Raw genomic sequence first — 19,759 nt, forward strand, 5'->3', positions numbered from 1 at the left:
CTACGGCCTCAATTCGATGACCGTCTTGCCGATCCTCACGGGTACGCCAAGCTCAACGGGCAGGGCGCGGGTAAGTTGCTGGTCCGCCAGGTAGGTCCCGTTGGTGGAACCCAGGTCCTCGATGAACCATCGGCTGCCCTGGGGGAACAGCCGGGCATGGCGGCCGGAGGCGTAATCGTCTTCGAGCACCAAAGTGGCTTCCTGGGCCCGGCCGAGCAGGATGGGGCTGGCCGCCAGCGGGATGGTGGTGCCTTTGAGGGGTCCTTCGACGACCACAAGCTGGTGGGCCTGCTGCTTGATCGGCTGCGGCGGCGCCTCGGCCAGTTCCGGGTTTTTCCTGACCTGGCGGGCCGTGGGTGTTCCGACGGCGGCTTTGCGGCCCACCATCAAGTCCCGGCGCATTGCCGACACGATACTGAAAATCAGCACCCACAGCAGGAGCAGGAAGCCGAAGCGGAGGGCGGTAATGGTCAGTTCGCTCATGGGCGGCCACCAGTGTTGGCGGGGAGCAAGCGGAAGATGATCTTTGTCCGTCCCATCGTGATGGTGGAGCCGTCGGTAAGTTCGGTGCTGCCGGAGACTTTGTGCCCGTTGACATAGCTGCCGTTGGTGGAACCCATGTCCACGGCGCTGGTGATTCCGTTCGTCGTGCGGATCTCAAGGTGGCGGCGGGAGACTCCGGTGTCGTCAACCAGGATGTCGGCCTCGGAGGACCTGCCCAGGATGATCGAGGGGGCATTAAGCGAGTAGCGCTGGCCGTCGATGTCGAGGACAGGCTGCAGGCGCGTGGGCTGGCGGCTTGGGGCCGCCGGGAGGTTGGGGCGGGAAGGCGCGCTGGCCGGTGCCCCGCCTGATTTTTCCGTGGAGGACTTGATGTCGAAGTCGCCGGCGCGCAGCTCTTCGGAGCGGCGGAATGAGATCCGCACGGATCCCTGGAGGGTGTAGCCCTGGCTGCGTACGTGGTTGATGACGACGTCGCACAGTTCCTCAGCCAGCGGAGTTCCCCACTCCTGAGCCCGCTTGAAGTCGTCGTCGCTGAGCAGGACGTCGAAAACGTTGGGCGCGAGGGTGCGGCCGGCGGCGATGGTGATGGCCTTGTGGTCCACCTCGCGGCGAAGCCGGCTTGCGATCTCAACCGGTTCAACCTGCGCCTTGGAACCTGTGGAGAAGACACCGCGGACGGCCTTTTCAATGCCGCGCTCGACCTTGTCCAGCAAACCCATGGTCCTTCTCCTTTCCCCCCGGCTGCGGGGCAGTTTTCGTTCCGGAACTCAACCAGCAACACAGTTCACTGCGGATCGGCAGGCCGGCCGGTGGCAGGCACTACTACATCAGATACTACTGGGCAGGCCTGTGAATGACCTTAATCCACAACGGCCCGGCCCGCGGAAAAGTTCGGTCCCGGACGTCTTCCGGGGCTCTGGCGCGGTTCCCCCGAGGGCCCGGTTGGTCCGCTGATTCCTGTGTCCGGCGACCGCGTGGACGGGGCTGCGGACGCCAATTGGTGTTTTGCCGCTGATGTCCGTTATGCTTGATCTCGCTGCTTTTACACAGTTGAGGATCAGGGAAACCGGCCGCAATTGTGGAAAAGAAGTTGCGCGCGAGTGGCGGAACGGCAGACGCGCTGGCTTCAGGTGCCAGTGTCCGAAAGGGCGTGGGGGTTCAAATCCCCCCTCGCGCACGCAATTGAAAGAGCCCCGGTCTTAGGACCGGGGCTCTTTTGTGTTTGGGCCCGAGGATGCAACGACTTATCCCCGCCGCACGGTCTTTTCCCCCGGTAATGCCTGGGGGATTGGACCATGGGGCGGGGAAAAGCCGCTGGGGCGGGTGCTTAGCGGGCTGTGGCCGGCTGCAGGGCTTCGCCGGCCTTAGCCTTGCCAGAGTCCTCCTCGGATGCGGGCGCCGGCGTTGCCGGGCTGCGGCGCTCCTTGAGGAAGTAGACGAGTCCGGCCGCAAGTGTGGACGCTGCAGCGAGGGCGAACAGGCCGGGAACTACGCTGCCGGTGGTCTCCTTGATGATGCCGAACCCGAACGGGGCCACAAAACCGCCCAGGTTGCCCAGTGAGTTGATGATCGCAATGGCCGGGGCGAGGACCAGCGGGTGCAGTCCGGACTGCGGGATGGTCCAGAACAGCGGCGACGCGCTCTTGAAGCCCATGGCTGCGACGGCCAGGAACACCAGGGCCAGGAGCGGGGTAGCGACTGCGGCGGCGAGGGTTCCGACGGCAGCGACGAGCAGCGCTGCCACCAGGAGCGGCTTTTTGGACTTGGCCTTGTCCTGCCACTTTGCGGCGAAATACATCGCGAACACGGCGCAGACCCACGGGATCGCCGACAGGAAGCCGACGCTGAGGTCGGTGGTTCCGGGAATCTGCTTGACGATGGTGGGGAGCCAGAAGGTGTTGGCGTAGATGGAGAGCTGCACGGAGAAGTAGATGCCGCAGAGCAGCAGGATCTGCGGGTTGAGCAGCATCTTCCACCGGTTGACCTTCGCGCCGGAAGTGCCGGCGTGCTGCGCGTCCTCGTCCGCGATGGCATTGGCCAGGGCGGACTTTTCGCCGGCGGACAGCCACTTGGCATCCTGGATCTTGGCGTCCAGCAGGAAGAACACGATGATGCCGACGACCACTGAGAGCAGGCCCTCGAAGCCGAACAGCCACTGCCATCCACGGATGCCCAGGACGTCGTGGAGGCTCAGGAGCATGCCGGCGATGGGTCCGGACAGTGCTGCGGCGATGGACGAGCCGGCGATGAAGATGGCGGTTGCCTTGCCGCGCTGCCCTGCCGGGACCCAGCGGGCGAAGTAGAAGATCACTGCCGGGAAGAACCCGGCTTCGGCGGCGCCCAGCAGGAACCGCAGCACGTAGAACATCATTTCGTTCTGCACGAACGCCATCAGGAAAGACACGATGCCCCAGCTGACCATGATGCGGGCCAGCCATACCTTGGCGCCGTACTTCTCCATCATCACGTTGCTGGGGAGTTCAAAGATGGCGTAGGCGATGAAGAACAGCCCGGCGCCGAAGCCGTAGGCGGCGGCGCCGATCCCGACGTCCGCTTCGAGGTGCTCGTGGGCGTAGCCGATGTTGGACCGGTTCAGCTGGTTGCAGACCAGCATGACCAGCATGATGGGCAGCACCCGCTTGAAAAACTTTTTCGTGGCCATGGCCACATCCGTGACAGCGGTGTCTACAGACTGCATGGGGGAAATTCCTTAGGCATTGCGGTGGAGGTACAGAGACCAGATTCGAGTGCGGTGGTCCGCACCACAGCGAGAGAATCCACCTTATTCAGAAATTTCGATGCGCGTCCAACACGCATATGGCATTGTTTGATGCCCTCAGGGCATTACAGCGGCTCGACGGCGACTGGGTCCTCGGCCAGCGGTCGCACCGAAGCCTTGAATCGGCGTCGGGAGTTCGCCAGGTGGCTGCGCATCGCGGCGGCGGCCGCCGTCTCGTCACCGTCGGCGATCGCCGCGGCGATGGACCGGTGCTCGTGGATCACCTGGTCGAAGTGGTCGCGGGCGTAGTGCTCGACGCCGGTCATCAGCCGGGTGCGCGGCATCGCGATCATCGTCTGGCCCAGGGCCGCCAGGCAGTCCGAGTAGAACGGGTTGCCGCTGGCTGCGGCGATGGCGCGGTGGAACTCAAAATCGAACTTCATCGCGTGCCCTGGATGGTCCGGGCTATTGGTGAACTGCTCCAGGGCCGCGTTGACTGCCCGGAGTTGGCGGTCGGTGTGGTTGCGGGCTGCCAGGGCGGCAGCTTCGGCCTCTACTCCCATCCGGAATTCGAGCAGGTGGAGGCGGTCTTCCACGCTGGCCACCGGCCGGCTGCCCGGGACCGGCTGGGGCCCGTCGTCGGGCGGGGTCAGCGCGAAGCTGCCCCGCCCCCGTTCGGTTTCCACGAGCCCTTCAGCCTGGAGCCGGGTCAGTGCCGAGCGCACCACGGTGCGGCTGACGCCGAATTCGCCCATCAATGCGTTCTCGCTGGGAAGCTTGTCGCCGGGCTGGATGACGCCGTCCACGATGCGGGTGCGAAGGTCGGCGGCGAGGTCCGCGGTCAGGTTCCGGCTCATGGGTTCAAGGTTACGCGCCGAACTCCACGGACTCGGTGGTCCAGGCGCGGGCCTGGTCGCTCAGGGTAACGCCCAGGCCGGGGCGGTCCGGAACCAGCATGCGGCCGTTCTTCGTCTCGAGGCGTTCATTGAAGAGCGGGTCCAGCCAGTCGAAGTGCTCCACCCACGGCTCCCGCGGGTAGGCCGCGGCGAGGTGAAGGTGGATTTCCATGGCAAAGTGCGGCGCCAGGCCCAGGCCACGCTCGTCCGCAAGGGCGGCAAGGCGCAGGAACTGCGTGATACCGCCGACGCGCGGAGCGTCCGGCTGGATGATGTCGCAGCCGTTGGCGTTGATCAGGCCCTTATGTTCCGCGACGGACGCGAGCATCTCGCCGGTGGCGATGGGGGTGTCCAGGACGTTGGCCAGGTGGGCGTGGCCCTCAAAGTCGTAGGCATCCAGCGGCTCTTCGATCCAGACGAGGTTGAATTCCTCGAGTTGACGGCCAAGGCGCAGCGCGGTGGCGCGATCCCACTGCTGGTTGGCGTCCACCATGAGGGGGACGTCCCAGCCGATGTGCTCACGGATTCCGGCTACGCGGCGAAGGTCTTCCTTGCTGTCGGGCAGACCCACCTTGATCTTGATGCCGCCGATGCCTTCGTCGAGCGACTGCGTGGCGCGGGCCTTGACCTCTTCCAGGGAGGCGTTGAGGAAGCCGCCGGACGTGTTGTAGGTCTGGACGGAGTCGCGGTACGAGCCCAGGAGTTTAGCCAGGGGCAGTCCGGCGCGCTTCGCCTTGAGGTCGTAGAGGGCGATGTCGATTGCGGCCAGCGCCTGGGTTGCCACACCCGAGCGGCCCACGGACGCGCCGGCCCACAGGAGTTTGGTGTAGATCTTGCCGATGTCGTTGGGGTCCTCGCCGATGATGCCCTCGGCGACCTCCTTGGCGTGCGCGTACTGGGCGGGGCCGCCGGCGCGCTTGGAGTAGCTGAACCCGATGCCGCTGTGGCCCTGCTCCGTGGTGATCTCGGCGAAGAGGAAGACCACTTCCGTCATGGGCTTCTGCCGTCCGGTGAACACCTTGGCATCGCTGATCGGGACTGCGAGCGGAAGCCTCGCAGTGGAAAGTTTGACGTGACGGATGAGGTCTACGGTGCTCATGGGTGCTCCTCGAAAACAGGCTGGCCGGGCTGCATTGCCCTCCCACTTAGAGTACAAGTATAAAACTTGTAATACAAGTGATTGAGCAAAGCCGCACCACCTTCGCCATCTGCCTGGACCTGAGTAGCGGCTTACGTTTGATGGTGGTTTCGTTGGGGCTTCTGACGGGGGTCGATGTGGGGTGGCGGGATGAACCAGGGGATGCCGGTTTTGACCTGGATTTGCCATTGCTCTTTGTGGACAAGGTGGTGGTGATGGGTGCACAGGAGGGTGCCGTTGTCAGTGCTGGTGGTTCCGCCGTGTGACCAGTAGGTGATGTGGTGGGCTTCGCACCAGGGTGCGGGGATGGTGCAGCCGGGGAAGGCGCAGCCTTGGTCCCGGGCAGTAATGGCTTTGCGGATATGGGCCGGAAAGATCCGTGTGGTGCGGCCGATGTCGAGGATGCGTCCTTCGCTGCCGAGCAGGACAGGAATGATGTCGGCGTCGCACGCGATCTTCCGGACCGTGGAGGCGGTGACGGGGCCTGTGAACGCGAACGACCCGGTGCCTGGGATCCTGCCCGAGCCCAGGTCCAGGCCGGTTCCTGGAGTGCTGCCGGGATCCGGCGCCAGGCCGTAGCCGCCGCCGGCGCCCTGCCTGGAGTCGGTGTCGCTGCCGGGGTCTGTGGCGGTGCCTGCTGTTCGGGAGCGGTAGCGGGGTCCTTGCTCTGTGGCGTGTTCGAGGCGGTCCAGGAGGTCGCGGTAGTCGATGGTGACCATTACCTGAGGGCGGAGTCCTCCTGCGGCGGGGAGTGCGTCAGTGGTGAGGGCTGCCTTGCAGGCGCCGACGAGGCCGTCGAGGAGTTGCTGGGGTCGGGTCCGCCGGTCCAGGTCGATATCAGGGTCCCCGGCTTCGCTGGCCCTCCCTGCCTCGCAGGCCTCTGTTGTGGGGGTGATGCGGGGGTTGGTGGCGGTGTTCATGACGGTCAGGAGGTGTTCGTATTGGTCGGGTGTGGCGAAGATTTCGATGTGGTTGAGTCCGCGGCGGGCCGGGCGGAGGAAGGCGCCCTGGCGTTGGCGGAGTTCGTGTTCGGTGGGTTCGGCGCCGTCCTGGTCGATCGCTTCGGTCCAGCGGCGGGCGATGCGGGTGAGGAAGTCGGTGTCGTTTTCTGTGGCGGTGCGGGTGAGGACGTGTTCCATCCGGGTGGTGGTGTCCTCGGTGGCGTGGTGCCGGACGCGGTCCAGGGCGAGGGTGATGATGGTCGCGGCGCGGGACGCGACGGTGCCTGCGGCGAGGGCGGTAGCGAGTTCCGGGCGTTCTGGTTGTTGGGTGAAGCCGGTGATCCCGGGCCGGGGAAGCACCGCGGCGGCAAGACTTATCCGGCGGTGGGCTTCGCTGACGCTGATCCGGAGCCGGGCACGAAGGAACTCGGCAGTGTTCCGGCACCCGTCATCGGCCGGCGAGGCCGGAACAGGCGCAGCTGAATAAACAGACGAAGCTCGGGCACCAGACTGGATAGCGGGGGCGGTGAAGCCGGCGTCGCCAGCTGTGGCGGGATCGGCAGTGCCATGAGGCCAGGAAGGGTCGGTTTCCGTGAGTGTTTCGGTGCTGTTGTCCCACCCGGTGATCCAGGTCCGGCCGCCTGTCCGGACGCATGCTGCTGCGTCCGTGATGGCCCGGGTGCGCGTGCGGTCCACCGCGCCGGCACCGAGGATCTGCAGGTATTCCACGGTCCGGGACAGATCCTCGACCTGGCCGGCGTACTCGGCAGCTCCGGTGTAGTTAGCCAGGGCCAGTACCTCCGGAGCGGCCGCTGCGGCCGCCTTCACGACGGCGATCGCGTGGGCGAGCCCGGCAGCATCGGGCAGGCCCGCACCTCTAGCCTCGGCAATCGGGGGCACTTCGGCGACTGCAACACCTGTTGCCTGGGCACTTCCGGGAGCTCCGCGGAGCCCGGACTCCTGGGTGCTGGACGCGTCCCAAACTGGAGAATCAGCTTGGGTGAGCAGCCCGGCGTTTCCGCCGTGCCCCGCGTGCTGAACTCTAAGAGCGCCCATAAGGACACTCTTCCAGAGGGGTACGACATTTAAGGTCCGCTCGCCTTCCGGGACCAAGAATCACCTCGTGGACCATGCGGATCCACTGGGCAGGCGGAGCCAAGCGCTCGAGTCCACCGACGTCGGTGATCGACGGGGCTGTTCCTGCTTCGCCGCTTCCGTCGGTCCCCCAAAACTCTAAGAGCTTCCATAGGAACACTCTGCCAAGGGGGTACGACATTTAAGGTTCGAGGCCTTTCGGGGCCTGAGAATCAGCTGGGTTCAGCGCTTAACCGCAGCGGACTCAGCCGGCCAAGCCCGGCATCCCGGCGCGCACTCTGTGGCGGACATGCTGGCTTGCCCAGGCGCCGCCGTCGGACGCTAAAGCGTCCTGATCCGGTGATGACCCGGGAACACTGTCTCAGGGGGTCTGACAATTAGGGCCGTGGCGGGCCCTCACACCCGCATTGCTAGTGAACCAGCCAAGCCACAACCAGCAGCGCGCCGATGCTCAGCACGGTGGTACACAGTATGACGTCCCGGGCCACGCTCATGCCGCGTCCATACGGGGAGGCGAAGAGAAAGACGTTCTGGGCAGTGGGCAGCGCGGCCATGATGACGCTGGCGAGAAGGTGCTGCCCGTCGAGCCCAAAGACAAAGCGGCCCAGAACCCACACCACGAGCGGCATCCCGGCAATTTTGAGGAAGGTGGCCACGAGAGTTTCCACCCTGCCGTCGCCTTTCTGCAATGGAGCACGGCCCGCGAGGGAGAGGCCGAAGGCCAGCAGCACCATGGGTACGGCACCACCGGCCAGCATGTCGATCGGTTTTTGCAGCAGGTCCGGTGCGGTCCAGCCCGTGAGGGCCACAACAACACCCAGTCCCGAAGCGATGATCATCGGACTGGCGAACGGCTGCAGCAGCACCTTCTTCCACGAGACCTTGGATCCTGAGGCCAGCCCAAGGACGGTGAGGTAGAACGGGGCCAGCACCAGGAGCTGGACCAGCAGCACGGGCGCGACATGCTGGGCCGTGCCCACGGCGTACAGGGAAACCGGTATGCCGATGTTGTTGGCGTTGGCATAGCTGCTGGCCATGGCCCCGACGGCGGTCTCCGCCACCGGACGCCGAAAGAACAGGAAGCTGGCCAGCCAATAGAGAAGCCCCACTATCGCTGCGGAGAGCAGCGCGAGCGGGGCATCGGTTCCCAGGGCGGCGCGGATGTCGCTTCCGGCCACGACCGTAAACAGCAGCGCCGGGTTGGTGATGTAGAAGGCCGTCCGGGTCAGCGCGCCCTGGACCTCCGGTCCGAGGATTCGCAGCCGGGCGGCGAAATAGCCCACAGCAATGACCGCGGAGACGATCAGGATTCCGGAGACAACGCCGCCCAAAGTGCGCCCTTCTATTTAACTGTTGGGATTCCGCACGGCCGTCTCCTGTTGCGAAAGGAGGGCCGGCCGTGCGGAAGCTGGATGGACGTCCTTAGCGGACCAGGCAGGGCCGCTTCGGGTCAAAGGACCAGCCATCGATGTAGTACTGCATGCCGATGCTGTCGTCGCGGGCATCGAGGCCGTGCTGCAGGTACAGCTCGTTCGCCTTGTTCAGGGCGTCCCGGTCCAGTTCGATGCCCAGCCCCGGAGCGTCCGGAACTTCGATGGCGCCGTCGCGGATCTGCAGCGGGTTCTTGGTCAGCCCCTGCCCGTCCTGCCAGATCCAGTGCGTGTCCAGCGCCGTGATCTCGCCCGGAGCGGCTGCCCCGGTGTGGGTGAACATGGCCAGGGAGATATCGAAGTGGTTGTTCGAGTGTGATCCCCAGGTGAGGCCGAACTCATTGCACAGCTGCGCCACGCGGACCGAACCGGACATCGTCCAGAAGTGCGGGTCCGCCAGCGGGACGTCGACGGCGTTGCTGCGGATGGCGTGGGACATCTCCCGCCAGTCCGTGGCGATCATGTTCGTGGCCGTCTTGAGCCCGGTGGCGCGGCGGAATTCCACCATCACCTCGCGGCCCGAGAAGCGGCCTTCCGCGCCGCACGGGTCCTCGGCATAGGCAACGACGCCCTGCGCATCCGCTTGCCCAGGCGGATGGCCTCCTCCAGAAGCCAGCCGCCGTTCGGGTCGAGGGTGACCCGTGCCTCGGGGAAGCGCTTGGCCAGGGCGGTGACCACATCAACTTCGTCGTCCCCGGACAGCACGCCGCCCTTGAGCTTGAAGTCGCTGAAGCCGTACCGTTCCTGGGCGGCTTCGGCCAGGGCCACAACAGCCTCCGGCGTCATGGCCTCCTGGCGGCGCAGCTTCTCCCAGCGGTCGGCGGGTGCGTCCTCCACCAGGTAGGGCAGGTCGGTGCGGGCGTGGTCACCAATAAAAAAGAGGTATCCGAGCATGGGCACCGAGCTGCGCTGCTGCCCGTCGCCGAGCAGTTCGGCGACGGGGACGCCGAGGAACTGGCCGTGCAGGTCCAGCAGGGCGGATTCGACGGCGGTGACGGCGTGGACGGTGGTCCGCAGGTCGAACGTCTGCAGCCCGCGGCCGCCGGCGTCACGGTCGGCGAACTCTGCAGCAATCTCGCGGAGCAGGGAACGGAAGCGGGCCACAGGCTGGCCGGCGATGAGCGTCCCGGCTTCCTCAATGGTGCCCTTGATCTTCTCGCCGCCGGGGACCTCGCCGAGGCCTGTGCGGCCCTCCGAATCGGTAATGATGACCACGTTGCGGGTAAAGAAGGGTCCGTGGGCGCCGCTGAGGTTCATCAGCATGCTGTCGTGGCCGGCGACAGGGACCACCTCAACCTTGGCGATGGTTGGCTGGGTGCTCATGCGTTGACCTCCACATCTGCGGCAACAACGCTGCCGTCGATGCGGCGGTTCAAGTTCCAGGGGTTGGCGTCCTGCAGTGCGGCAGGCAGGAGTTCCTGGGGCAGGTTCTGGTACGCGACCGGCCGCAGGAAGCGGTTGATCGCGAGGGTGCCGACGGAGGTGGTGCGGGTGTCGGACGTGGCGGGGAACGGGCCGCCGTGGACCATCGCGTGGCCTACTTCGACGCCGGTGGGCCAGCCGTTAACGATGATGCGCCCCACCTTCTGTTCGAGGGCCGGAAGCAGCAGGGCCGCCGTCGGGTAGTCCTCCGCGGTGAGCTGCAGCGAGGCGGTGAGCTGGCCTTCGAGCCGGTCGGTGGCTGTGATCAGTTCCTCCACCGAGCCGTACCGGATGACCAGGCTCGCGGCGCCGAAGATTTCCGCGTGCAGTACGTGGTTGGAGACGAATTCGCCGATGTGGGTGCCGAAGATGGTGGGGGCGGGCGCGTTCTCGGTGGCTCCGGGAGTGCCCTGTCCCACGATGTCGACGCCGGCGGCGGAACCGAGTGCCTCGGTTCCGGCATGCCAGGAACCGGCGATGCCCTCGGTCAGCATGGTCTGGCCCGCGCAGGCAGAGACGGCGCGTCCGACGGCGGCGGCGAGTTTGTCGCCTGCCTCGCCGGCGGGGGCGAACAGCAGGCCGGGGGAGGTGCAGAGCTGGCCTGAACTTCCGGTGACAGCGGTGACGTACTGCTGTGCCAGGGCATCAATTTGGTCGGCGGAACCGCTGAGCGCGCCGTCGAACACGAACACAGGGTTCAGCGATGACATCTCCGCGTACACCGGGATGGGTTCCGGGCGGGCCGCGGCGGTGCGCATCAGGGAGATGCCGGCGCTCTGGGAGCCGGTGAAGCCGACGGCCTTGATGGCCGGGTCGGCCACGAGGGCCTGGCCGATGCTGGCACCGGGGCCGTAGATCAGGGAAAACACGCCCGGGTGCAGGCCGAAGTCTTTGACGGCCTTCACAATGGCCTGGCCGACGAGTTCGCTGGTGCCGGGGTGGGCGTTGTGGGCTTTGAAGACGACGGGGCAGCCGGCGGCGAGGGCGGAGGCGGTGTCGCCGCCTGCCGTCGAGAATGCTAGCGGGAAGTTGCTGGCGCCGAAGACCGCGACGGGGCCGAGCGGGATCTGGCGCTGGCGGATGTCGGCCCGGGGCATGGGCGTGCGGTCTGGGAGGGCCGGGTCGATGCGGACGCCGCGGAAGTCACCCTGGCGGACTACCGTGGCGAAAAGGCGCAGCTGGCCGGTGGTGCGGGCGCGTTCGCCCTGCAGCCGGGCGGCGGGCAGGCCGGTTTCCTGGCCGGCCCGGATGACCAGTTCATCGCCGATGGCTTCGATGTTGTCAGCGACGGCCTCCAGGAACGCGGCGTGCGTCTCCGGGTCCAGGGTACTGAACGACGGGTAGGCAGCTGCGGCGGCGGAGGTCGCCGTCGTCAGCTGTTCCTCGGTGATCAGCGTGTACGTGGGCTCGAGTGCCCCGTTGGTGGCGGGGTTGAAGCCGAAGGCGGTCTTGCCGTCGCCGACGACGGGTTGCCCGGCGATCAGGGAATGTCCGGTGAGTGTCATAGAGCTGACTCCTTGGGAGAGGTGTTTATCAGGAGGCGGTTGTTCAGGAGACGGTGGCGATGAGGGCTTTGAGGTCCGCCAGATCCTGGGGTGCCAGGTTCTGCAGCGGCGGGCGGACCCCGCCTGCCGAGCGGCCGATGGCGTCCAGACCGCCCTTGACGATGGAGACAGAGTAGCCCTTCACGCGGTCGCGGATGTCCAGGTACGGGATCACGAAGTCGTTGAGCTTCTTGTTCACGGCGACGCGGTCGTTGTTGCGGACATCCTGGTAGAAGTCCAGGGCGAACTGCGGGACGAAGTTGTACATGGCGCTGGAATACGTGCTCATTCCAAGCTGGAGCAGCGGGAGGGCGAAAGTTTCCGCCGTGGGCAGACCGCCGAGGTAGAAGAGGCGGTCGCCGAGCTTGGCGTAGACGCGGGCGTCGTGTTCGAGGTCGCCCACGCCGTCCTTGAAGCCGATCAGGTTTTCGTGGCGGTCCGCGAGCGTGGCCACGGTGGTGTCCTTGTAGATGGCGTTGGCCCGGTTGTAGATGATGACACCGAGCGAGGTGGCGCTGCAGATGGCGCTGACGTGGTCGATCAGGCCGCCCTGGTCAGCTTCGGTGAGGTACGGGGGGAGGAGCAGGAGCCCGTCGGCGCCGGCGGCCTCGGCAGCCTTGGCGTTTTCGATGGCCTGGGCCGTGGAACCGCCGGCGGATGCCAGCACGGGAACCAGGTTGCCCACTTCCTCGACGGCGGTGCGGACCACACGCTCGGATTCCGCCGGCGTGAGGGAGAAGCCTTCGCCGGTGCCGCCCGCTGCGAAGAGTCCGGCGACGGGGAAGCTGGCCTGCCAGGCGAGGTGCTTGCGGTAGTTCTCCTCATCGAACTGCAGCTGGGCATCGAACGACGTCACCGGGAAAGACAGCAGGCCTTCCTTGAGGGTGTCTGCCAGTTCCTGGGGGGAGTACTTTGCCACGATGTTGTCCTCTGTGTGAATGCCGCTGCCGGCTGGGGATGTTGGTTCGTGACAACACTAGGCAGGCCAAGTGATGCCTGTCTAAGTGCCATTTCGTATTGATTGATACCCAAAGTGCATCGAGGTGCGGGGTTGGTGGTTCTTCGCGGCGGGGCTACTCCGTCCTGAATTCGAAGTCCTGAAGGAGCCGCCGCAGGGCCGGGTTGGCCACCTTGCGGTTCCAGATGGCATGGAGCTCAACCGGATCATCATTGCTGCTGCCGGCCAGCGGCAGGAATTCGACGCCCTTGATCGCCAGGAGCGTGGCCGAATGCGGGACAAAAGCCACACCCCGCCGGGCGGCAACCAGGGAGACCATGGTGAGGATCTGGCTGACGGTGTGGATGACGTTGCCGTGCTGGATGTTGTGCATGCGGATCACCAGGTCGTAGAAATAGGCGGCCTGGGTTGGTGAGTGCATGATGAGCGGTTCGTCCCGGAGGTCAGCGTCCTCGATGGGCCGGGAGAGGTCCGCCAGGCGGTGGCCCGCAGGCACGGCCAGCACCATGGCCTCCTTATAGAGCAGGTGCGAATCGAAGACCTCCCGGTCGAAGGGCGGCCGGGCCAGGCCCATGTCGAGTTCACCCGTCAGGAGGCCCTGGATCTGCTCCCCGGTCACCAGTTCCTGGAGGTCAATGTCCACGTCGGGCAGAATTTCCGCGATCTCTTCCAGGAGCGGCCCCAGGATGCTGAACCCGCTGGCCGCCGTGAACCCGACCCGCAGCACGCCCGAGCGGCCCGTGGCGATCCTGCGGGCGGTGAGGGGAGCGCGGGTGGCCAGTGCCATGAGCCTTTTGGCCTCTTCCAGGAACGCCTTCCCGGCGTGGGTGAGCTCGACTTTGCGGTTGTCGCGCTCGAGCAGTTCCGTGCCGATGCTCTTCTCCAGTTTCTGGATCTGGCGGCTCAGCGGCGGCTGGGTCATATTCAGTCTTTCCGCGGCCCGTCCGAAGTGGAGCTCCTCTGCGACTGCTATGAATCCGGCCAGCTGGTCGAAAGTAAACATGATGCCTTTCCGGTATCACCCGATGCATTTTGGGGCTTAGACATGCATCATAACGGCTCCCTACCCTCGTCAAGCGAGCCACAGTGATTCGGTTCACAACAGCAGCCGGTTCCGATCCGGAGATTTCCCCAAGGAGTTCCAATGATGCACTTCCCCACGCGCCGCACAGTTCTCGGTGCTGCCTCCGCCCTGACGCTTCTGGCCCTGACCGCTTGCGGCAACGTGGCCGGTGGCAAGGCAGACTCCGCAAAGTACCCGTCGGGCCCCGTCAATTTCACGGTTGGCCAGGCTGCCGGCGGCAGCACGGACCTGATCGCCCGGGCCCTCGCTGAAGGTGCCTCCAAGTCCCTAGGCCAGCCCATGCCGGTAGTGAACAAGCCGGGCGCCAACGGCGCGCTGGCCACCAAGGAAGTGGCCGGCAAGCCGGCCGACGGCCAGGAATTGGTTCTCCTCACCGCGTCCCTCATCACCATTACTCCCCTGGCCGTCAGCCAGGACGAAGCCGTGAACATCGACGACCTGGACATCATCGCGGGGCTGTCGCAGGACGACTACGTCCTGGTGGCCAGCACGCAGTCGGGATTCAAGACGTTCGACGACGTAGCCGGCGCCGGCCGCAACGTCACCTTCGGAACTACTGGTGTTGGCACCGGAAGCCAGCTCGCCCAGACCGTGCTCTTCAAGCAGGCCGACGTCAAAGGCACCGACATTCCCTTTGACAGTGGCAAGCCGGCCCTGACGGCGGTCCTCGGCAACCAGGTTGAGCTCGCCACCATCCAGCTCGGCGAGGCGATGCCGCAGATCGAGGCCGGCAAGGTGGCACCGCTCCTGGTCTTCTCGGAGGAGCGCAACAGCTTCCTGCAGGACACCCCCACCGCCAAGGAAGCGGGCTATGACGTCCCCGTTGCGCAGTACCGGGCCGTCGCGGCTCCCAAGGGCACTCCCGCCGACGTCAAGGAAAAGCTGCTCGCCGCGTTCCAGGACACCTTCAAAACGGAGGCCTACAAGGAGTTCAACAAAAAGAACCTGCTGACTCCGAAGGAGATTTCCGGTGAGGAAGTTGTCGCCGAGTGGAAGGAATACGCAGCGAAGTACAAGGAACTGGTGGAGAAGTACGACATCAGCCTCAGCGGGACTAAGTGATTCCTATGAAGGAAACTCCTGCAGAGTCGGTGGTCGGGCCCGTCGAAACCCCGACGTCGACAAGCTCGATCACCGAGGATGACCTGACTCCCGAGCAGCTCGCCGCCCAGTGGGAGGAGGAAAAGCCTCCCGCGGCCGGTGCCCTGGCCAATGCTGCCTCATCCCTGGTGGTCATCGGTGTGGGCGTCGGGGCCACCATCCTGTCGGCAGCCATGGGGCTGGGCACGCCCGACAAACCCCAGCCCGGTCTGTGGCCGTTCATCATCAGCCTGGTGATGGTTGCCCTCGGCGTTTTTCAGCTGGTCCTTGGCCGGCATAACAGGGATGCGGAGAAGTTCACCCGCATGTCCACCGCGCCGCTGACCGGCCTGGTGACGCTCGCCGCCATGGTTGCCCTGATGCCTCTCATTGGCTTCGAGCTGCCGGCGCTGGTGCTGTGCGTCATCTGGATGCGCTTCCTTGGCGGCGAAACGTGGCGCTCCACGCTGGTGGTCAGTGCCGCCGTCGTGATTGCCTTCTACGCAATCTTCGTGCTCGCGCTCAAGACCTCCATCCCCCACCTCTTCTAGGAGACCCCCGTGGATTTTCTGAATCCCGTTATCAACGGATTTGCGGTTGTCCTGGAGCCGACCAACCTCCTGTACTGCCTGGTCGGCGTCGTGATTGGCATGCTGATCGGTGTGCTTCCAGGCCTGGGGCCCGCGGCAACCATCGCCATCCTGCTTCCGCTCACCTACAACGTCGAGCCGGTGACGGCCATCATTATGCTGGCCGGAATTTTCTACGGTGCACAGTACGGCGGCACCATCACCTCCGTGCTGCTGCGGCTTCCGGGTGAAGCGTCCTCCGTGGTCACCGTCTTCGACGGCTACCAGATGGCAAAACAGGGCAGGGCCGGCACCGCGCTGGGGCTGGCTTCCATCGGTTCGTTCATCGGTGGAACGGCGGCCATCATCGGACTGACCTTCCTCGCCCCCATCGTGGCCAGTTTCGCCCTGGACTTCGGCCCGCCCGAGTACACCGCGCTGGCGATGCTCGGCATCCTGCTGGTGGCCACCATCAGCAGCGGATCGAAAGCCAAGGCGCTCGTCGCCGCGGCCCTGGGACTCCTGCTGGCCACAGTTGGCCGGGACATCTTCACCGGAGAAAGCCGCTTCACCTTCGGCAGCCTGCAGCTGGCCGACGGCATCGATTTCGTGCCGATCGCCATGGGCATCTTCGGCCTCGGCGAAATCCTCTACAACCTTGAGGAACGGCACCGGGCCGCCAAAGCGCCGTCGAAAGTCACGAATGTCTGGCCCTCCCGCCAGGACCTCAAGCAGGCGTCCGGAGCCATCGGCCGCGGATCCGTGCTCGGCTTTTTCCTGGGAATCCTGCCGGGCGGCGGCGCCACTATTGCGTCGATGGCCTCCTACGCCATGGAGAAGAAGCGGGCCAAGCAGCCTGAGCGTTTCGGCAAGGGCGCCCCGGAGGGCGTCGCCGGACCGGAAACCGCCAACAACGCTGCCGCGACGTCGTCTTTCATCCCGCTGCTGACGCTTGGCATTCCGGCCAACGCCACGATGGCACTGATGTTCGGTGCGCTGCTGATCCAGGGCGTCACCCCCGGCCCGCAGCTGGTGGAACAGAACCCGGAGCTGTTCTGGGGCGTGGTGAACTCCATGTACATCGGCAACATCCTGCTGCTGATCATGAGCCTGCCGCTGGTGGGGATCTTCGTGAAAATCCTCCGGGTCCGGGCCGCCATCCTGGCGCCCGTCACGGCCCTGATCACGCTGTTGGGCGCCTACACCATCAACAACAGCATGTTCGATGTCACCCTGGTCGTGGTGTTCGGCATCATCGGCTACCTCATGAAGAAGTTCGGCTTCGAACCGGGTCCCTTGGTGTTGGCCTTTGTGCTCGGCGAACTGCTGGAGAGCTCGATGCGCCGTTCACTGCTGGTCTTCGGCGGAGATCCCCTCGGCTTCTTCGGCCGCCCGATTTCGGCGACCCTGCTGGCGGTCTTCGTGCTGGTGGCGGTCCTCCCGGCCATCCGCGGTGCCCTCACCAAACGGAAACCCATTGCCATCACGGCCGTCACGCCTGAAATCAAGGAGAAGGTATGAGCATCATCGTCGGATTCGTCCCCACACCCGCAGGGGAAGCCGCGCTGACAGCGGGCATCGCGGAAGCCAAGCTCCGCAACGAGGACCTGGTGATCGTCAACTCGGCCAGGGAAGGCGCGCTGGTGGACAAATCGGTGGCCGCCGACGACGTCCTGGAACAGGCAGCCCGCCGTGCTTCGGAGGCCGGCGTCAGTGCCACCGTGATCCAGCCTCCGTACCAGCACGATCTGGCCGACGAGTTCCTGGATGTCGCGCGTGAGGCTGATGCGTCCCTGATCGTCATCGGGCTCAGGCACCGTACCCAGGTGGGGAAGTTCATCCTGGGAAGCCACGCCCAGCGGATCCTGATGCAGGCCGACCGCCCCGTTCTGGCGGTCAAGGCCGAGGGAGCCGGTTTCTAGCCGAGAAGACGGTGAGTCCCGCCGTCGTGGGGCACTTTGGGCAACAAAACCCTGGGAGCAGGCCGAAACCGCGGCGTGTCCGTGTCAAAGTGCCCCAGTTCGGCGCGGCCCACCCTTCAAGAGCCGTCAGCGCCGCAGCGCCCCGAGCCCGGTGATGAGGGCCTCAAGCCCCAGGCCGAAGGCCACGTCCGCCGGACGCTCGTCACCCCGCGCCGCCAGGCTCCGCACGGCCGCCGTGAAGTGCGGGGTGGCACCGGCCATGCTGCCGGCGTCGAAAATATCCGCGGGCGCCGTGACGTCGTAGGCCGAACCGAAGATGAACGATTCCAGGGCCACGATCGCCGACACTATCCGTTCCTCCGGGAGGCCCGCCGCCAGGAAACCGCCGCTCACGGTCTCGTACATGGCCAGCGTCTGTGGCGCATCCGTCACGGGCAGGACTGCGATGACCGGAATGAGCGGCGTGTGCTGGGCAAAAACGTCCCGGTAGCTCCAGGCCCACGTCCGCACGGCATCCTCCCAGGACCCCGCTCCGAATCCCGAAACGTCCACCAGCGCCGCGAGGTGGTCCTCCACCAGCAGCAGGACATCCCGTTTGGAGGCCACATGGTTGTAAAGGGCCGACGGCGCCACGTCCAGCTGGCGTGCCAGGGCAGCCATCGTGAGGCCGTCGTAGCCCTTCCTGCCGATGAGTTCCAGGGCTGCGGCCGTGATTCCTGCCTGGTCCAGCAGGGCCGCAGAGGGGCGGCCCGCCCGGCGTCGAACGCTTTTTGACGCGCCTGCGGAGTCGGCGCTGCTGGTGCCGGCCGTTCCGGCGGTGGTTCCTGGGGCGGCGGCTGCCGGCATGGTGCGGGCCTTTCGTGGGGGTTCCCCAGCATTATTCCATCCGCCTCTTCCGGAGCCGCGGACAAACCGCTATAGTTCTTATAAATGAATGCCATTCATTTAGTGATGCGCATCACCCGCGCAGCCACAGAGAGGACATCATGCTGAACCTAAACCGCGACGTTGTGGTCGTGGGAGCGGGACCCTCCGGGTTGACCGCCGCCCGTGAACTGACAAAAGCCGGCCTGAGCGTGGCCGTGCTGGAAGCCCGCGACCGCGTGGGCGGCCGGACCTGGACGGACACCGTTGACGGGGCCGTGCTGGAGATCGGCGGCCAGTGGGTCTCGCCGGACCAGACAGTCCTCCTGGACCTGCTGGACGAACTGGGCCTGAAAACCTACTCCCGCTACCGCGACGGCGAGTCCGTCTACATCGGCGCCGACGGCAAACCCGTGCGCTACACCGGCGACTCCTTCCCGGTGGACCCGGCCACCGCCGTCGAAATGGACAAGCTCATTGCCCTGCTGGACGGCCTGGCTGCCGAAATCGGTGCCACCGAGCCTTGGGCGCACCCGAAGGCCCGCGAACTGGACACCATTTCCTTCCACCACTGGCTGCGCGCCAACTCCGACAACGAGGAGGCCTGCAACAACATTGGCCTGTTCATCGCCGGCGGCATGCTCACCAAGCCCGCGCACGCGTTCTCAACACTGCAGGCCGTGCTCATGGCCGCCTCCGCCGGGTCGTTCACACACCTCACCGACGAGGACTTCATCCTGGACAAGCGTGTGGTGGGCGGGATGCAGCAGGTCTCCCTGCTACAGGCGCAGGAGCTGGGTGACGACGTCGTCCTTAACAGTCCCGTACGCACCATCAACTGGACGGAACTCGGCGACGGCGGCCACCGCGTGACCGTCGTGTCCGAGCGGGCCACCGTGAACGCACGGTTCGTGATCATGGCCGTGCCGCCCAACCTGTACTCGCGCGTGTCCTTTAACCCGCCACTGCCGCGCCGCCAGCACCAGATGCACCAGCACCAGTCGCTGGGCCTGGTCATCAAGGTCCACGCCGTCTACAGCACGCCCTTCTGGCGCGAAGACGGCCTGTCCGGCACGGGCTTCGGCGCCGGCTCGCTGGTCCAGGAGGTCTACGACAACACCAACCACGGCGATACCCGCGGAACGCTGGTGGGCTTCATTTCCGATGAAAAGGCCGACGCCGTCTTCGAGCTGGGTGCCGACGAGCGAAAGCGCGTGGTGCTGGAGTCGATCGCCGGGTTCCTGGGGGACAAGGCGCTGGCGCCCGAGGTGTACTACGAATCGGACTGGGGCTCGGAGGAATGGACCCGGGGTGCCTACGCCTCCAGCTACGACCTGGGCGGGCTCCACCGCTACGGGAAGGACCAGCACGCCCCGGTTGGCCCCATCTACTGGTGCTCGTCGGACCTCGCCGCCGAAGGCTACCAGCATGTGGAGGGCGCCATCCGGATGGGCCGGCTGACCGCAGCCCGCATCGCCGAAGTGGCCCGCGTGGCCGAGCCCGCAGGGGTGTAGCCGGGCGGCTCCGGCGAAGCGTCCGCTGGAAAATAAGCATACTTACCAATAGGCTGGCGCGGGGGGGAACTTCCCCTTT

16 protein-coding genes, 1 tRNA gene and 1 pseudogene are annotated in these 19,759 nt (G+C 65.8%); 6 read left to right on the forward strand and 12 right to left on the reverse strand.

What is annotated here, in order from left to right:
• Positions 1 to 483: an FHA domain-containing protein gene (locus EYS21_RS04745; protein WP_131132057.1), complete on the reverse strand. Its 483-nt coding sequence runs from the start codon at positions 481 to 483 to the stop codon at positions 1 to 3.
• Entirely contained in the window at positions 480 to 1,223 is a 744-nt protein-coding gene (locus EYS21_RS04750) for a DUF3662 and FHA domain-containing protein (protein WP_131132058.1), read from the reverse strand. Before EYS21_RS04750 ends, EYS21_RS04745 begins: the two co-directional genes overlap by 4 nt.
• A gap of 375 nt (positions 1,224 to 1,598) precedes the next feature.
• On the opposite strand from EYS21_RS04750, the gene EYS21_RS04755 reads away from it, so the two are divergent.
• A tRNA-Leu gene (locus tag EYS21_RS04755) sits at positions 1,599 to 1,681 on the forward strand.
• Between the two features lie 150 nt (positions 1,682 to 1,831).
• Here EYS21_RS04755 and EYS21_RS04760 read toward each other — a convergent pair.
• The 9 genes and pseudogenes from EYS21_RS04760 to EYS21_RS04805 form a co-directional block, all read right to left on the reverse strand.
• On the reverse strand, positions 1,832 to 3,202 hold the full coding sequence (locus tag EYS21_RS04760; protein ID WP_131132059.1) for an MFS transporter: 1,371 nt from the start codon (positions 3,200 to 3,202) through the stop codon (positions 1,832 to 1,834).
• A 146-nt stretch (positions 3,203 to 3,348) separates the two neighbouring features.
• Complete coding sequence (locus EYS21_RS04765; RefSeq protein ID WP_131132060.1) at positions 3,349 to 4,080, reverse strand: FadR/GntR family transcriptional regulator; 732 nt, start codon at positions 4,078 to 4,080, stop codon at positions 3,349 to 3,351.
• A 10-nt stretch (positions 4,081 to 4,090) separates the two neighbouring features.
• Positions 4,091 to 5,218 (reverse strand): mandelate racemase/muconate lactonizing enzyme family protein, encoded by a 1,128-nt coding sequence (locus EYS21_RS04770; RefSeq protein ID WP_131132061.1) that lies wholly within the window; start codon positions 5,216 to 5,218, stop codon positions 4,091 to 4,093.
• Between the two features lie 131 nt (positions 5,219 to 5,349).
• Entirely contained in the window at positions 5,350 to 7,254 is a 1,905-nt protein-coding gene (locus EYS21_RS04780; RefSeq protein ID WP_242633291.1) for an HNH endonuclease signature motif containing protein, read from the reverse strand.
• A gap of 449 nt (positions 7,255 to 7,703) precedes the next feature.
• Complete coding sequence (locus tag EYS21_RS04785; RefSeq protein WP_131132062.1) at positions 7,704 to 8,624, reverse strand: AEC family transporter; 921 nt, start codon at positions 8,622 to 8,624, stop codon at positions 7,704 to 7,706.
• A 91-nt stretch (positions 8,625 to 8,715) separates the two neighbouring features.
• Positions 8,716 to 10,046, reverse strand: a pseudogene (locus tag EYS21_RS04790) (enolase C-terminal domain-like protein).
• Positions 10,043 to 11,650 carry an aldehyde dehydrogenase (NADP(+)) gene (locus tag EYS21_RS04795; RefSeq protein ID WP_131132063.1) on the reverse strand — a complete coding sequence of 536 codons (1,608 nt, stop codon included), beginning with the start codon at positions 11,648 to 11,650 and terminating at the stop codon, positions 10,043 to 10,045. The pseudogene EYS21_RS04790 and the gene EYS21_RS04795 overlap by 4 nt, the downstream one beginning before the upstream one ends.
• 43 nt (positions 11,651 to 11,693) lie before the next feature.
• Positions 11,694 to 12,608, reverse strand: a complete 915-nt coding sequence (gene kdgD / locus EYS21_RS04800) for a 5-dehydro-4-deoxyglucarate dehydratase (protein ID WP_131132064.1) — start codon at positions 12,606 to 12,608, stop codon at positions 11,694 to 11,696.
• A 154-nt stretch (positions 12,609 to 12,762) separates the two neighbouring features.
• Positions 12,763 to 13,650, reverse strand: coding sequence for a LysR family transcriptional regulator (locus EYS21_RS04805; protein ID WP_131132065.1), 888 nt, complete (start codon positions 13,648 to 13,650; stop codon positions 12,763 to 12,765).
• A gap of 141 nt (positions 13,651 to 13,791) precedes the next feature.
• Here EYS21_RS04805 and EYS21_RS04810 point away from each other — a divergent pair, with 141 nt between their 5' ends.
• The 4 genes from EYS21_RS04810 to EYS21_RS04825 are packed head-to-tail and all read left to right on the forward strand — an operon-like array spanning position 13,792 to position 17,302.
• Positions 13,792 to 14,793, forward strand: coding sequence for a tripartite tricarboxylate transporter substrate binding protein (locus EYS21_RS04810; RefSeq protein WP_131132066.1), 1,002 nt, complete (start codon positions 13,792 to 13,794; stop codon positions 14,791 to 14,793).
• 5 nt (positions 14,794 to 14,798) lie between these two features.
• Positions 14,799 to 15,362, forward strand: a complete 564-nt coding sequence (locus tag EYS21_RS04815; RefSeq protein WP_131132067.1) for a tripartite tricarboxylate transporter TctB family protein — start codon at positions 14,799 to 14,801, stop codon at positions 15,360 to 15,362.
• 9 nt (positions 15,363 to 15,371) lie between these two features.
• The gene (locus tag EYS21_RS04820; RefSeq protein ID WP_131132068.1) at positions 15,372 to 16,901 is read left to right on the forward strand and encodes a tripartite tricarboxylate transporter permease; all 1,530 of its coding nucleotides are present in this window, start codon (positions 15,372 to 15,374) and stop codon (positions 16,899 to 16,901) included.
• Positions 16,898 to 17,302 (forward strand): universal stress protein, encoded by a 405-nt coding sequence (locus EYS21_RS04825; RefSeq protein WP_131132069.1) that lies wholly within the window; start codon positions 16,898 to 16,900, stop codon positions 17,300 to 17,302. Before EYS21_RS04820 ends, EYS21_RS04825 begins: the two co-directional genes overlap by 4 nt.
• A gap of 126 nt (positions 17,303 to 17,428) precedes the next feature.
• Here the strand turns inward: EYS21_RS04825 and EYS21_RS04830 are convergent, their stop codons facing one another.
• Positions 17,429 to 18,148, reverse strand: coding sequence for a TetR family transcriptional regulator (locus EYS21_RS04830; protein ID WP_131132070.1), 720 nt, complete (start codon positions 18,146 to 18,148; stop codon positions 17,429 to 17,431).
• A 140-nt stretch (positions 18,149 to 18,288) separates the two neighbouring features.
• On the opposite strand from EYS21_RS04830, the gene EYS21_RS04835 reads away from it, so the two are divergent.
• A complete protein-coding gene (locus tag EYS21_RS04835; protein ID WP_131132071.1) occupies positions 18,289 to 19,680 on the forward strand; it encodes an NAD(P)/FAD-dependent oxidoreductase in 1,392 nt (463 codons plus the stop codon).
• The last annotated feature ends 79 nt before the right edge of the window (positions 19,681 to 19,759 follow it).

This window comes from Arthrobacter sp. S39, from assembly GCF_004320525.1.
Classification (GTDB): domain Bacteria; phylum Actinomycetota; class Actinomycetes; order Actinomycetales; family Micrococcaceae; genus Arthrobacter.

Coding starts and splice junctions, on each gene's coding strand:
- EYS21_RS04745 (WP_131132057.1), bottom strand. CDS start 483: ATGAGCGAACTGACCATTACCGCCCTCCGCTTCGGCTTCCTGCTCCTG.
- EYS21_RS04750 (WP_131132058.1), bottom strand. CDS start 1,223: ATGGGTTTGCTGGACAAGGTCGAGCGCGGCATTGAAAAGGCCGTCCGC.
- EYS21_RS04760 (WP_131132059.1), bottom strand. CDS start 3,202: ATGCAGTCTGTAGACACCGCTGTCACGGATGTGGCCATGGCCACGAAA.
- EYS21_RS04765 (WP_131132060.1), bottom strand. CDS start 4,080: ATGAGCCGGAACCTGACCGCGGACCTCGCCGCCGACCTTCGCACCCGC.
- EYS21_RS04770 (WP_131132061.1), bottom strand. CDS start 5,218: ATGAGCACCGTAGACCTCATCCGTCACGTCAAACTTTCCACTGCGAGG.
- EYS21_RS04780 (WP_242633291.1), bottom strand. CDS start 7,254: ATGGGCGCTCTTAGAGTTCAGCACGCGGGGCACGGCGGAAACGCCGGG.
- EYS21_RS04795 (WP_131132063.1), bottom strand. CDS start 11,650: ATGACACTCACCGGACATTCCCTGATCGCCGGGCAACCCGTCGTCGGC.
- EYS21_RS04805 (WP_131132065.1), bottom strand. CDS start 13,650: ATGTTTACTTTCGACCAGCTGGCCGGATTCATAGCAGTCGCAGAGGAG.
- EYS21_RS04810 (WP_131132066.1), top strand. CDS start 13,792: ATGATGCACTTCCCCACGCGCCGCACAGTTCTCGGTGCTGCCTCCGCC.
- EYS21_RS04815 (WP_131132067.1), top strand. CDS start 14,799: ATGAAGGAAACTCCTGCAGAGTCGGTGGTCGGGCCCGTCGAAACCCCG.
- EYS21_RS04825 (WP_131132069.1), top strand. CDS start 16,898: ATGAGCATCATCGTCGGATTCGTCCCCACACCCGCAGGGGAAGCCGCG.
- EYS21_RS04830 (WP_131132070.1), bottom strand. CDS start 18,148: ATGCCGGCAGCCGCCGCCCCAGGAACCACCGCCGGAACGGCCGGCACC.
- EYS21_RS04835 (WP_131132071.1), top strand. CDS start 18,289: ATGCTGAACCTAAACCGCGACGTTGTGGTCGTGGGAGCGGGACCCTCC.